This is a genomic window from Bacillus cereus group sp. MYBK5-2 (assembly GCF_051915685.1).
Lineage (GTDB): Bacteria > Bacillota > Bacilli > Bacillales > Bacillaceae_G > Bacillus_A > Bacillus_A cereus.
On record NZ_JBQAFE010000003.1, the window covers coordinates 266,702 to 279,542 of the forward strand.

Consider the following 12,841-nt stretch of genomic DNA (forward strand, 5'->3'; position numbering starts at 1 on the left):
TAAATGTAATCTCCCTAAATTTTTATTCTGTTAAGACAAGTAAATATGAAACATTTTGCTATGTTTATACATACTTGCGACATATTATTATAAAATGTTTTCTATGAAATGTAAAAGAGCCTTTTGTTACTAATGCTGAAAAGCTAGCTCTTGTTTAATTGATTGTAAAGAATTAGCGAATAATTCTGGTTCTTCTAAATCAGGAGAATGTGCTGAATTTGGGAACCAAATCATCTTTTTTATAGGCGCTTCAATAATATCGCAATATTCCTGAACGAGTGCATAAGGAGTTTGATAATCATAGCGACCAGAACAAAAATAAACTGGAATAGATAAACTTGAGATAGAAGAAAAGAAATCGATTGTCAGCATTTCTTCCCATAAAATGCCAGATTTTAAATTTCCTGCGAGAAACTTGAACCAATCTAATAGCGTATATTCGGGAGAAAAGAAACCTTTTCGTATGAAAGAAAAGGAAGATCCGTTTTGGATTGCGCCTCCAAATGTGCCAAGCCACTTTCTTTGAATAATGAGACGTCTCGTATCTAAAAATGGTGGTTTGCCTAATTTTAAAAGGGAAGCTAATGCTTTTTTATGATCATGTTTTTTTGCAGAATGAATTAAATGTTGATATAGCAATTCTTCATTTTGTTTCATATGTACAATTTGCCCAATACCGATGTAAGCCTCGATATACTTTGGATATTGATGTGCTATGTTAAGCCCAATAATACTTCCCCAAGAATGACCAGCGAGAAATAGTTTTTGTTTGTTGAACCTTTTAAGTACATATTGAATCAATTCTTTTGCATCGGAAACGAATTGTTCGATTGTGAAATTTGCTCCGAAATCTTTCATTGAAAAGGATTTACCAGCTCCGCGCTGATCCCAATTAATAACAATAAATTGCTTCTCTAATTCTTTTTGAAAATGGCGAATAAATCCGATTTGTGCCATCCCAGGTCCGCCGTGACAGCATAATAAAATAGGTTGCTCTACGTTTTGTCCACGCATAAGGAGAGTTTGTTTTCGATTATTAATCATAACGCTTTCTATCGTAGCGATACTATTAGGAATAAGTTGTTTGTTTTCGTTATAGAACTGAGGGGTGTAGCTACGAAAAAGCATATTGAAAACCTCCTTTTGTGAAATCGTATGAATCGCACAGGCTATTCATTTTGCATATACTGTTAGAAAATCATTGTAACATACCATACTAGTGTCATTTCAACACGGGAGGAGGGAAATTGTGACGATTGGAGAAATTATAGATGGTTTAAATAGACGTGAATCCATCGCTATTATAGCAAAACGTCTTGAAATAAGCCCGTATACATTATCGAAGAAATTAAGATTGATTGGATACGAATATGATGGAGAGCAGAAGAAACGTATTTTTGTAGGAGATGGAGAAGAACCACGTCACTTACAACTCCAAGAAGCGACCGCCCTTCAATATGAGAAAACAGATTATCAATTATTAATTTATGAGCAATTACAAAGCATTTATGAGTTATTAAGAAAAAGAGAAGAAGTAATTGCACCAATTGTGAGTAAAAGTACAGAGAAAAAGAGACGGACCTTTTCTATTAATACAGAAATATTAGCAAGATTGGACCTTATATCAGAATCGAAAGGAATTCAAAAATCTAAACTTGTAGAAGAGGCGTTGCAACAATTTTTACAGCAATATGAAGTTGACAAAACATCACATTTTGATAACTAAAGAAAAGGATACTGTGTTCATTAGAAGAACGAGTATCCTTTTTATGATGTATATTACGTATAAAATAGAGGATCAGTACAAATCCTTTATGCGTGAAAAATGAAATTTATTATTAGAGAAACACTTAATTTACTTTTTGAATTCTTCCATCAATAACTGGCTGAATTGGTTCTTTTAATTGTTTTACGTAATTGACTAACGCTTCAAAGTCGTTTGGCCCAGTTTCTGCATTTTTACCATTTTTAAATGATACGAATCCATCACCGCCAGAAGCTAAGAAGGCATTTGCAACTACGCTATACGTTGTAGATGGAGATAATTCTTCTCCGTTTGTTAAACGTATATTTGTAACTTTTTCACCGTTTGGTTTATTTGCATCCCACGTATATTGAATACCTGAAATTTGAAGCATTCTTGTTGTTCCTTTTTGCCATTGCTGATTTAAAATATCGCGAATGTCTTGACCTGTTAAATTTACTTTAATCAATTGATTTCCAAAAGGTTGAATGCCGTATAACTCACCCCACGTAATATCACCAGCATCTAAGTCATTACGAATGCCACCAGGATTCATGAGGGAGATTTGAGTTTGCATCGTTTGACGCTGAGCATCGGCAACTAAATTTCCAAGAGTGGACTCACCAGCATCATTTTGTTTACGGTCGATAGGTGCTGTAGATTTTCCGACCACTTCATTTACAAGTGGTGCGATTTTTTCTTTATATTGATCTAGTTTTTTCTTTACTTGTTTATCAGGTTCTACACCTTCATGATACGTTGTAACAACTTCAGCTTTTTTCTTTACAATATCCTTTGTTTTACGATCAATTGTTACATCGACGTCTGAGAAAGCCATTCCGTATGAATTTGCTTGGACAATTAGTTTATTATTTACTGTACCATTTACATACGTATGACTATGTCCACCGAAAATAACATCAACTTCTGGGTCTGTTTCATTTGCAATTCGAGTAAGGTCGCCATTTGTTACCCCAGACTCATCGGTTGTTCCACCGACATGAGCAAGAACGACGATAGATTTAACGCCGAGGCGTTTTAATTGTTGTGTTGATTTATTAATTGCTTCTACTTCATCAGTAATTTGTACATTGTTAAGCATCGTAGGCATAACAACATTTGGTGTATCAGTTGTAACAACCCCAATGAATCCTACAGGAACACCATCTACCATTTTTACAGTAAATGGTGGTAAAAATAAGCGGCCAGTTGATTTGTTATAGAAATTAGCAGCTACATAGGGGAAGTTAGCCCCTTTGAAATTTCCTGTTTTTTCATGATATCCACCGTAAATGAGGCGTTTCATTTCATCAATGCCTTCATCAAATTCATGGTTCCCGATTGTACCGACATCAAATTTTAAGTCGTTTAAAAATTCAATCGTCGGTTCATCTTGTAATAATGCTGAAACTGGTGGACTAGCTCCGACGATATCACCAGCATGTACGAGAAGTGTATTAGGGTTTTGTTTTTTATGTTCTTTTAAATAAGTAGCTAAGTAATCAGCGCCACCAGCTTCTTTATTATTGATTTTTTTAACAGTATCTAGTTGTCCATGGAGATCATTAATACCAAGCATTTGTACGTCTATGTAGCGGTTTTGTTCAGCTGGATTCTGAGATGGGGGAGCGGCAAATACGCTTGAAAAAGTAATGGTGCTTAAAACAGCAACGGCAGGAATAATTTTTTTCCACATAATATAATTCTCCTTTTTTATAATCTGACATCATACGACATAATTTTAATAGATTCATAGGATTATAGCTACATAAAAATTTAGTCTTTTCGAAAAATTAACATATTTACAAAAAGTGAATAATAGAGTAAAGACCCTTTTTTATTGTCGATTTCATTGTGTATCTACTATAATGGAGAAAAAAGTAAAAGGTGAGTAGCATGAAGAAAAAGAAACAAAGACAAATGCAAAGACAATCACAAGTGAATCAACCAAAGAAAGAAACACTTACATTAGGCGATCAATTAAATGATTCACTCATGCAACAATTAAAGAGTAAGAAGAAAGAGTTGCAAGTAAGGGAAGAGGAAAAAGAGGCAGCTGAACTGGAAAGAAAGCGCCAAGAACAAAAAGAACGTGAAAAGAATAAATCATTTGAAGAACTGCTAAGTGAAAGTAACCTTACTTGGAAAGACTTTAAATAATAAAAAAATGATCAGTGAAATACCACTGATCATTTTTTGACGAGCTTGTAAGAAAAGGGGAGTTAGAATGAGAAAAATTGTCGTTGTTCCACATGAAAACCATTGGAGTGAAAAATTTCAAATGGAGGCTAAAAGATTAAAATCAGCGATGCCAGAAACGGTAAAAATTCATCATATTGGAAGTACGTCAGTTCCCGGACTGGCAGCTAAACCTATTATTGATATGATCATGGAAGTAGAAAATATCGAAAGAGTAGATGGGTGGAATGAACGATTTATAGAGCTTGGTTACATCGTAAAAGGGGAAAATGGTATTTCAAGACGCCGATATTTTATTCATGGAACTGAAGAAAAACGCTCGTATCATTTACACGTATTTGAAAAAGGAAATCCAGAGATAGTAAGGCATTTAGCATTTCGTGATTATATGATGGCTCATTGTGAAGAAGCAGAGGCATATGCAACCTTAAAGAAAGAATTAGCCGAAAAGTATACATATGATGGCGCGTTATATACGGAAGGAAAAAATGAGTTTGTGCGCAATGTGGATGAAAAAGCGAAAGAATGGAGAAAAAATAACGTGAATGAATGAGTTCACGCTATTTTTTAGCTATATAAAAGTGTTATGTAAACTGTACGTATGTTTTGACTTTTGGGATGAATCTTGTTGAAATAAAATTGTGGCTTATAAAAAATGTAACAATGAAAGGGAGACGACTGTGCATATTCCAACAACTACACTTCATAATGGCGTGAAAATGCCGATGATTGGTCTAGGCGTATATAAAGCGAAAGAAGGAGACGAAGTAAAGCAAGCAGTAAAAACAGCGTTAGAAGTTGGATACCGTTCGATTGATACAGCAACTGTATATGAAAATGAAAGCGGTGTCGGAGAGGCGATACGTGAATCAGGAATTCCAAGAGAAGATATATTTATTACAACAAAAGTATGGAACGACGATCAAGGATATGAGGAGACACTCGAGGCGTTTGAAAAGAGTTTGAAAAAATTACAAATGGACTATGTAGATTTATATTTAATACATTGGCCGGTAAGAGGGAAGTATGTTGATACGTACCGAGCTTTAGAGAAATTGTATGAAGAAGGTAAAGTGCGTGCGATTGGTGTTTCTAATTTTCATAAACATCATTTAGAACTATTATTACCAAATTGCAAAGTGAAGCCGATGGTAAACCAAGTGGAACTTCATCCGATGTTGACGCAATTTGAGTTGCGAAATTATTGTCAAGATGAGCAAATTCAAATGGAAGCATGGAGTCCGTTAATGAGGGGCGGAGAAGTATTCCAGCATCCAATCATTCAGGTTATTGCTAACAAATATGAAAAAACACCTGCACAAGTTATATTAAGGTGGGATATTCAAAGCGGGATTGTTACAATTCCTAAATCTGTTACACCATCTCGTATTAAAGAAAACTTTACTATTTTTGATTTTGCACTAACTGAAGAAGAGATACGTCAAATTAACACGTTGAATCGTGATTTACATGTAGGAACGAATCCTGATAAATATGATACGTTATAAAAAAGACTGTCTCCTAATACTGGAGACAGTCTTCTGTTTTATCGGTAATTCGATATTTTTAACGATGCAAAGCATATGTGTCATATTTAACAATCTTTTGAAGTTGTATATATTCTTCTTTCGTTAAAGGTAACTGTTGACTAGCTCGTATATTTTCCTGTAATTGTTGAAGAGAGCTTGCACCAGGTATAACAGCTGCAACAGTCTTATTATGTAAGCAATATTGAATAGCTGTTCCTGTTAAAGAGCGTTCTCCAATTATTTCTTTTACACTTGCTAGAGTTGCATGTAATTCATCGTAAGAATAAGAGAGATAATCCTTTTCCTTTACTCTTTCTATCTTTCTTGCATTATTGTCAGTTAAAATTCCTTTTGCAAGTGGCCCGCGGGCAATGACGCTAATTTGGTGTTCATTTAGAAGGGGGAACCATTCTTCTGGACGACGATTTAAAAGGCTATATTCCATTAGTACACTAACGATGTTTGAGCGTTTTGCATATTCACGAACGACATTTGGGCGTATAGAAGAAATACCGTAATGGCGAATAATACCTTCCTTTTTCAATTCTTCAAAAGCTTCAATTGTTTCATCTATTGGATCTTCACTTGTTCCGCCATGAAGTTGGTAAAGGTCAATATAATCAGTTTGAAGTCTACGTAAACTTTCCTTTACTTCAGTCTTTATGTAAGCTTTAGAAGGATCCCAAGACCAGCCATTTTTTTCTTCTGTCCAACGATTTCCAACCTTCGTTGTAAGTACAATTTGGTCTCTTCTTCCCTTCAAGGCTTTTCCAACAAATTCTTCATTTAATCCGTAATCATATAAATCTGCTGTATCAAAAAAATTAATTCCTAAATCGATCGCTTCATCGATAATATGCATAGCTTCTGTTTCAGATGTACCGAGAGACATACAGCCAAGGCCCATTTCTGTAACAAACAAATCTGAGTTTCCTAATTGACGTTTTTTCATAGGTCAACCTCCTTACCTTTATTGTACGAGAGGGAAAAGAGGTTGACAAACGTTTACTTTCCGCTTCGCATTAACTGCCCGTAAAAGCATGATTAATGTTTCACTTTATTTGCTGTAATCCACTCTTGTACAGTTGTATACTCTTTGCTATATTGCTTTAGCTTATGGCGAATTTGCCATGCTTTTCCGACTAAAGTGACGCGATTTGGTAAAATATAAACTTTCATTTCTATCACGCTCCTTTCAATGTGGTAAAATGTATGAGGAAAGAATAGGAAATAGAACAGGGAGATGAAGTAGTATGAGTAATCTTGCAGAGAGAACAGTAAAAACTGAGCCAATTTTTGATGGTAGAGTTATAAAAGTTCGTGTTGATGATGTAGTATTACCAAATGGAGCAATGAGTAAACGTGAAATTGTAAATCACCCTGGTGCAGTTGCTATTATTGCTATTACTGATGAGGGGAAAATTGTGCTTGTTGAGCAGTATCGTAAAGCACTTGAAAAGGCGATTATAGAAATTCCGGCTGGCAAGTTAGAACCTGGTGAAAAACCTGAGGTAACAGCAGTTCGTGAATTAGAAGAGGAAACAGGATATGTATGTGAAAATATGGAGCTCATTACTTCTTTCTATACATCTCCAGGATTCGCAGATGAAATTTTATATGTATATAAAGCGACAGGTTTGACAAGAAAAGAAAATAAAGCTGAGTTAGATGAAGATGAGTTTGTGGAATTAATGGAAGTATCGTTAGAAGAAGCGATTACTCTTATGAAAGATCTTCGTATTCATGATGCGAAGACGATGTTTGCAGTACAATATTTACAACTACAAAAATAAACACTCGCCAAAGGCGAGTGTTTTTTAATTGATTTTTGCATATACACGTGCATCACGTAAGCTACCATCTGGTGCTAGGAAATCATTTTCCATTGTCCCTTCTAGAATGAATTCTAGACGTTCTGCTAAGCTACATGCATTTATATTTGTTGCATCAGTACGAATTTCAATTCTTCTAGCGCCTAGTTTATCAAAGGCGAACTGAATTGCACCTTTAACAGCTTCGGTCATATAGCCTTGTTTTGTATAGGCACTATGTAGCCAGAAGTGAAGTGAAAACTTTGGAATATCCCAGTTTTCAGGCTTTAGTGTAATTGCTCCGATGAATGTACCAGATACTTTATCGTATAAGTGAAAATCAAGTGTTTCACGAAGTAAAAACTGTCCGTGAGCTTCGCGAACAATTTCTTCAGCACTCTCTTCTGTTTCAGCGTTAATTGGTATCCACGGTACTAAGTCTTCTAGAGAAGCTTGGATTGCTTCATATACTTCTGCACCATCACCTGGAAATGGTTTACGAACTTGCAAGCGTTCAGTTTGAAATAATGTTGGAAAATCTAATAATAATGGTTTCAAGAGAAATCCCTCCTATTCTCTACTTTTTAGTTTAGCAAAGTAGAGCGGAATTTCAATGTTAATTCGTCATACTTTTTTCTTTCTTTCATACATTTTTAATAAGAGTGTGAACGGAGGGAAGAAAAATGTGGCGAAAAAATTGGCAAGACCGTGTAATGTCTCACATACAGGAAAACTCTTCATTATATATATTTAACGCTGTTTTATTATTGATGGGAGTAATATTCGGAGCCATTCTCGTGAATAGTTTACAAATCAATCAAAAACAAGATTTATCATTTTATTTACAACGTTTTTTTGGACAAGTCTCTAAAGGAGAATTTGCCATTGCGGGCGAAATGTTTCGAGAAAGTTACTTTTCGCAATTAAAATACATCGGATTTATTTGGATTTTAGGAATTTCAATTATTGGATTACCACTTATTTTTATTTTATTATTTGTAAAAGGAGTTGTCGTTGGATTTACAGTTGGTTTTTTAGTAAGTCAGCATGGATGGAATGGACTATTATTAGCATTTGTATCTGTTTTGCCACAAAATTTAATTATCATTCCAGTCTTTCTCGTTATGACAACCATTGCTGCAAGTTTTTCTTTACGGATGATTAGGCATCAATTTATTAGAAAAATAACCGAGCCACTATTACCATTATTAATCCGTTATACATGCTTCTTTCTCGTAATTGGAGTGGTGTTAGCACTTGCTTCTAGTGTGGAGGCTTACGCATCACCAGTTTTAATGAAAGAAGTCGTTGAGGCTATTAATAAAAAATAAATACTTTTTGAGAATAATTATCAATTTGTTTTTATTGTTTTTTCTTTTGACAGAAGCCCTTCTTCTGATATAATGGTGTAAGAGTGGCGAGGAGGGAGTAGTACCGAATGGAAGAAAGAATTGAACGAATTAAGAAGCAATTACATGCAGCGAGCTACAAATTAACACCGCAACGTGAAGCAACAGTTCGTGTGCTGCTAGAAAATGAAGAAGATCATTTAAGCGCAGAAGATGTTTACCTCCTTGTAAAAGAAAAGTCGCCAGAGATCGGATTAGCAACCGTCTATCGAACTTTAGAGCTATTATCTGAGTTAAAAGTTGTCGATAAGATTAACTTCGGAGACGGTGTTTCACGCTATGACTTACGCCAAGAAGGTGCGCAGCGTTTCCACCATCATTTGATTTGTACACAATGTGGTGCTGTACAAGAAATACAAGAAGATTTACTTGGTGAAGTGGAAAGGAAAGTAGAACGAGACTGGAGCTTTAAGGTGAAAGATCATCGTTTAACATTCCATGGGATTTGTAAAAATTGTCAAGAAAATGAAACGGATGAAAAATAACCTTTTCCTATTTATCTAGGAAGAGGTTTTTTATTTGAATAAGGTATAAATTGGTGAAAGCTTGGCATATGTTGTAATAACTTATATTTTGGAGGAATTTACAATGCGCCGAGCTTTAAAATTAACTTTTGATGGAATAAAAGTATTTTTATTATTTACAAGTTGTACGATTTTGTTTTATTTCGCTATACTATGGATAAATGAAGAATATGAAAGCTATCATCGTTATGAAAAACCTAAAGAAGAGACTGTAGAAAAAGTATCAGGGAATGAAGAACCGGCAAAGGATGCTTTCGTAAATAGAATGATGTTTTTCTATGAAAATGGGGAGTAGTGTAGAGTGGAAGATCAATTAAAAGATTTTATTCATTATATGGTTGTCGAAAAAGGATTAGCAAAGAATACAGTAGTATCGTATGAACGTGATTTAAAAAGCTACGTAAAGTATTTGCAAAATGTGGAACAGACGAAAACTTTTCATGAAGTGACCCGTTTACACATTGTTAACTTTTTGCAGTATTTAAAAGAGAACGGAAAATCTTCGAAAACATTGGCGCGTCATATCGCATCAATTCGTTCGTTCCACCAATTTTTACTTCGTGAACGAGCGGTAGAACACGACCCATCCGTACATATTGAAACGCCACAAGGGGAACGGAAATTACCAAAAGTATTATCAGTTGATGAAGTAGAGGCGTTACTTCAAACACCAAAAATGACAAGTGCTTTTGGTATTCGTGATAAGGCGATGCTAGAGTTACTGTATGCGACAGGACTTCGTGTTTCAGAATTGATTGCACTCAATTTAGAAGATGTACATTTAACGATGGGATTTGTTCGTTGCATAGGGAAAGGGAATAAAGAAAGAATTATTCCACTAGGAAGTTTAGCAACGGAAGCGATTCAAAAGTATATTGAAAAAGGAAGAAGAGAATTAATGGGGAAAAAAGTAGTAGATGCACTCTTTTTAAACCATCATGGTAATCGATTATCAAGACAAGGATTTTGGAAAATATTAAAACGATTAGCGAAAGAAGCAAACATTGAAAAAGAGCTTACACCTCATACGTTGCGTCATTCGTTTGCTACGCACTTATTAGAAAATGGAGCAGATTTACGTGCTGTACAAGAAATGCTTGGACATGCAGATATTTCAACGACGCAAATCTATACGCACGTTTCAAAAACTAGATTAAAAGATGTATATAAACAGTTTCATCCGAGAGCATAGTTACTATGCTCTTTTTTTCATAGATTAAGAGGGGAAGACCGTTTCACAGAAACTTCACAAACATTTCGTATATTGTTTTCAGCAGAAGACTGGAATATTACAATGTATTTCCTCTATACTAAATAAAGTATAAAGGAGGAAATGATGATGAAAAAACTGATTATAACTTTATTTATCGCGATGCTAGCGTTGGCTGGCTGTAATACAAACAAAGAAGAACCGAAAAAAGAACAGAAACTTGAAGCTGTAAAAGTAGCAGTCCAAACAAATCCGAAAGAAATTAAACCAGGTGAAAAAACAGAAGTACAAGCACTTGTTACACAAGGGAAAGAAAAAGTAACGGATGCCGATGATGTAAAGTTTGAAATTTGGAAAGATGGCGACGAAAAGCACGAGATGTTAGATGGTAAGCATAAAGGAAAAGGTGTTTATGCAGTAGAGAAAACATTCGAAACGGATGGAGTATACCATATTATCGCTCACACAAATGCACGTGAAATGCACGTTATGCCAGAAGTGAAAGTTGCTGTAGGAAATGCGAAAGTAGAAGATGCGAAAAAAGAAAATAGTGATCACAGTGCAGGACATGGAGATCATAAAAGTGACACAATGATCCATCTTATGGCTGGAGACATAAAGGCAAATGCTGAATCTACAATGAAAGTTCATTTAAAACAAAAAGAAGAAGCCCTAACTGGTGCTGAAGTACAACTAGAGATTTGGAAAGATGGTGTTGAAAAACACGAATTTATTCCAGCGAAAGAAGGGAATAAAGGAGAGTATGAAACGAAACATACTTTCAAAGAGAACGGTGCTTACAAAGTGAAAGTACATGTAAGAAAAGGCGAATTGCATGAACATAAAGAGGAAACAATAGAAGTAAAATAAAAAGTAGCTCTTTAGAGCTACTTTTTATTTTTTATGAAGAAATAAATCATAAAAAAATTAGCACTTCGTTGCAGAATGGATTACAATAGAAGTGTGAAGAAAATGAGAAATTCTACGAAAATGTATTAAAAAGAAAGCGTAAACATGTTATGATATCAGTATCAGATGTCTGACATCTGACTTAGAAAAAACTAAAAATGTTTTTGAATCGTTTCAAGTAAACGAAATAGGTTAGAAAATGATTTAAAGAAGTACTGTTTGACAATGAGAATTCTTTTGGATAACAGTTTCACTTTATAGCGTTTTGAACATACTACAAGAAGTAGAACTGAACTTATAGGAGGTCGCAGTTATGAATAAATATAAACGTATATTCCTAGTCGTAATGGACTCTGTGGGAATCGGTGAAGCACCAGATGCTGAGCAATTTGGTGATTTAGGATCTGACACAATTGGTCACATTGCTGAACATATGAATGGGTTACAAATGCCTAACATGGTGAAATTAGGTCTTGGTAACATTCGAGAAATGAAAGGTATCTCTAAAGTAGAGAAACCACTTGGATATTACACAAAAATGCAAGAGAAATCTACTGGTAAAGATACAATGACAGGTCACTGGGAAATCATGGGCCTTTACATTGATACACCATTCCAAGTGTTCCCGGAAGGATTCCCGAAAGAATTACTTGATGAATTAGAAGAAAAAACAGGCCGTAAAATTATCGGTAATAAGCCAGCTTCTGGAACTGAGATTCTTGATGAACTTGGTCAAGAGCAAATGGAAACAGGTTCTTTAATCGTTTATACTTCTGCTGATAGCGTATTGCAAATTGCAGCACACGAAGAAGTAGTGCCACTTGATGAGTTATATAAAATCTGTAAAATTGCACGTGAATTAACATTAGATGAGAAATACATGGTAGGTCGTGTTATTGCTCGTCCATTCGTTGGTGAACCTGGAAACTTTACACGTACACCAAATCGTCATGACTATGCATTAAAACCATTCGGCCGTACAGTAATGAACGAATTAAAAGATAGTGACTACGATGTAATTGCTATCGGTAAAATCTCTGATATTTATGATGGCGAAGGGGTAACGGAATCACTTCGTACGAAGTCTAACATGGATGGAATGGATAAGCTTGTAGATACATTAAATATGGACTTTACAGGTCTTAGCTTCTTAAACTTAGTTGACTTTGATGCATTATTCGGCCACCGCCGTGATCCACAAGGATACGGAGAAGCTCTGCAAGAATATGATGCACGTCTTCCAGAAGTATTCGCAAAACTAAAAGAAGATGATCTATTATTAATTACAGCAGACCACGGTAATGATCCAATTCACCCTGGTACTGACCATACACGTGAATATGTACCATTATTAGCATATAGCCCAAGCATGAAAGAAGGCGGACAAGAGTTACCACTTCGTCAAACATTTGCTGATATTGGTGCAACAGTAGCAGAAAACTTCGGTGTGAAAATGCCAGAATACGGAACAAGCTTCTTAAATGAGCTAAAGAAATAGGGGGATAA

Annotated in this window: 16 protein-coding genes; 11 read left to right on the forward strand and 5 right to left on the reverse strand. The window is 35.2% G+C overall.

The window, feature by feature from the left end; translation table 11 throughout:
- Positions 1-129 precede the first annotated feature (129 nt).
- Positions 130-1,128: an alpha/beta fold hydrolase gene (locus tag ACTFP3_RS13740; RefSeq protein ID WP_440010727.1), complete on the reverse strand. Its 999-nt coding sequence runs from the start codon at positions 1,126-1,128 to the stop codon at positions 130-132.
- Between the two features lie 121 nt (positions 1,129-1,249).
- Between ACTFP3_RS13740 and ACTFP3_RS13745 the strand changes: the two genes are divergently transcribed.
- Positions 1,250-1,726 carry a ribbon-helix-helix domain-containing protein gene (locus ACTFP3_RS13745; protein WP_000151931.1) on the forward strand — a complete coding sequence of 159 codons (477 nt, stop codon included), beginning with the start codon at positions 1,250-1,252 and terminating at the stop codon, positions 1,724-1,726.
- A gap of 124 nt (positions 1,727-1,850) precedes the next feature.
- On the opposite strand, the gene ACTFP3_RS13750 is transcribed toward ACTFP3_RS13745, so the two are convergent.
- On the reverse strand, positions 1,851-3,440 hold the full coding sequence (locus ACTFP3_RS13750) for a bifunctional metallophosphatase/5'-nucleotidase (RefSeq protein ID WP_000265553.1): 1,590 nt from the start codon (positions 3,438-3,440) through the stop codon (positions 1,851-1,853).
- Positions 3,441-3,640: 200 nt separating this feature from the next.
- Here ACTFP3_RS13750 and ACTFP3_RS13755 point away from each other — a divergent pair, with 200 nt between their 5' ends.
- The 3 genes from ACTFP3_RS13755 to ACTFP3_RS13765 all read left to right on the forward strand — a co-directional run bounded on the left by ACTFP3_RS13755 (position 3,641) and on the right by ACTFP3_RS13765 (position 5,451).
- Positions 3,641-3,904 carry a YqkE family protein gene (locus tag ACTFP3_RS13755; protein ID WP_000727561.1) on the forward strand — a complete coding sequence of 88 codons (264 nt, stop codon included), beginning with the start codon at positions 3,641-3,643 and terminating at the stop codon, positions 3,902-3,904.
- Positions 3,905-3,971: 67 nt separating this feature from the next.
- The gene (locus tag ACTFP3_RS13760) at positions 3,972-4,496 is read left to right on the forward strand and encodes a GrpB family protein (protein WP_001227186.1); all 525 of its coding nucleotides are present in this window, start codon (positions 3,972-3,974) and stop codon (positions 4,494-4,496) included.
- A 127-nt stretch (positions 4,497-4,623) separates the two neighbouring features.
- Positions 4,624-5,451 carry an aldo/keto reductase gene (locus ACTFP3_RS13765; RefSeq protein WP_440010729.1) on the forward strand — a complete coding sequence of 276 codons (828 nt, stop codon included), beginning with the start codon at positions 4,624-4,626 and terminating at the stop codon, positions 5,449-5,451.
- Positions 5,452-5,509: 58 nt separating this feature from the next.
- Here the strand turns inward: ACTFP3_RS13765 and ACTFP3_RS13770 are convergent, their stop codons facing one another.
- Complete coding sequence (locus ACTFP3_RS13770; protein ID WP_049106609.1) at positions 5,510-6,424, reverse strand: aldo/keto reductase; 915 nt, start codon at positions 6,422-6,424, stop codon at positions 5,510-5,512.
- A 92-nt stretch (positions 6,425-6,516) separates the two neighbouring features.
- Positions 6,517-6,651 carry a Z-ring formation inhibitor MciZ gene (gene mciZ / locus ACTFP3_RS13775; protein ID WP_000870302.1) on the reverse strand — a complete coding sequence of 45 codons (135 nt, stop codon included), beginning with the start codon at positions 6,649-6,651 and terminating at the stop codon, positions 6,517-6,519.
- 74 nt (positions 6,652-6,725) lie between these two features.
- Between mciZ and ACTFP3_RS13780 the strand changes: the two genes are divergently transcribed.
- Positions 6,726-7,265, forward strand: a complete 540-nt coding sequence (locus tag ACTFP3_RS13780) for an NUDIX hydrolase (protein ID WP_000067042.1) — start codon at positions 6,726-6,728, stop codon at positions 7,263-7,265.
- Positions 7,266-7,289: 24 nt separating this feature from the next.
- Here ACTFP3_RS13780 and ACTFP3_RS13785 read toward each other — a convergent pair whose 3' ends face one another.
- Positions 7,290-7,841 carry a GNAT family N-acetyltransferase gene (locus ACTFP3_RS13785; protein ID WP_000803479.1) on the reverse strand — a complete coding sequence of 184 codons (552 nt, stop codon included), beginning with the start codon at positions 7,839-7,841 and terminating at the stop codon, positions 7,290-7,292.
- Positions 7,842-7,996: 155 nt separating this feature from the next.
- On the opposite strand from ACTFP3_RS13785, the gene spoIIM reads away from it, so the two are divergent.
- The 6 genes from spoIIM (at position 7,997) to deoB (ending at position 12,833) form a co-directional block, all read left to right on the forward strand.
- On the forward strand, positions 7,997-8,614 hold the full coding sequence (spoIIM, locus tag ACTFP3_RS13790) for a stage II sporulation protein M (protein ID WP_013142149.1): 618 nt from the start codon (positions 7,997-7,999) through the stop codon (positions 8,612-8,614).
- 107 nt (positions 8,615-8,721) lie between these two features.
- On the forward strand, positions 8,722-9,177 hold the full coding sequence (fur, locus tag ACTFP3_RS13795) for a ferric iron uptake transcriptional regulator (protein ID WP_000392657.1): 456 nt from the start codon (positions 8,722-8,724) through the stop codon (positions 9,175-9,177).
- Positions 9,178-9,280: 103 nt separating this feature from the next.
- Complete coding sequence (locus ACTFP3_RS13800) at positions 9,281-9,511, forward strand: YqzK family protein (protein WP_001250432.1); 231 nt, start codon at positions 9,281-9,283, stop codon at positions 9,509-9,511.
- 6 nt (positions 9,512-9,517) lie between these two features.
- Positions 9,518-10,408, forward strand: coding sequence for a site-specific tyrosine recombinase XerD (gene xerD, locus ACTFP3_RS13805; RefSeq protein ID WP_000390088.1), 891 nt, complete (start codon positions 9,518-9,520; stop codon positions 10,406-10,408).
- Between the two features lie 147 nt (positions 10,409-10,555).
- Positions 10,556-11,296 carry a FixH family protein gene (locus ACTFP3_RS13810; protein ID WP_000733456.1) on the forward strand — a complete coding sequence of 247 codons (741 nt, stop codon included), beginning with the start codon at positions 10,556-10,558 and terminating at the stop codon, positions 11,294-11,296.
- A 352-nt stretch (positions 11,297-11,648) separates the two neighbouring features.
- Positions 11,649-12,833 carry a phosphopentomutase gene (gene deoB, locus ACTFP3_RS13815; RefSeq protein WP_001046079.1) on the forward strand — a complete coding sequence of 395 codons (1,185 nt, stop codon included), beginning with the start codon at positions 11,649-11,651 and terminating at the stop codon, positions 12,831-12,833.
- The last annotated feature ends 8 nt before the right edge of the window (positions 12,834-12,841 follow it).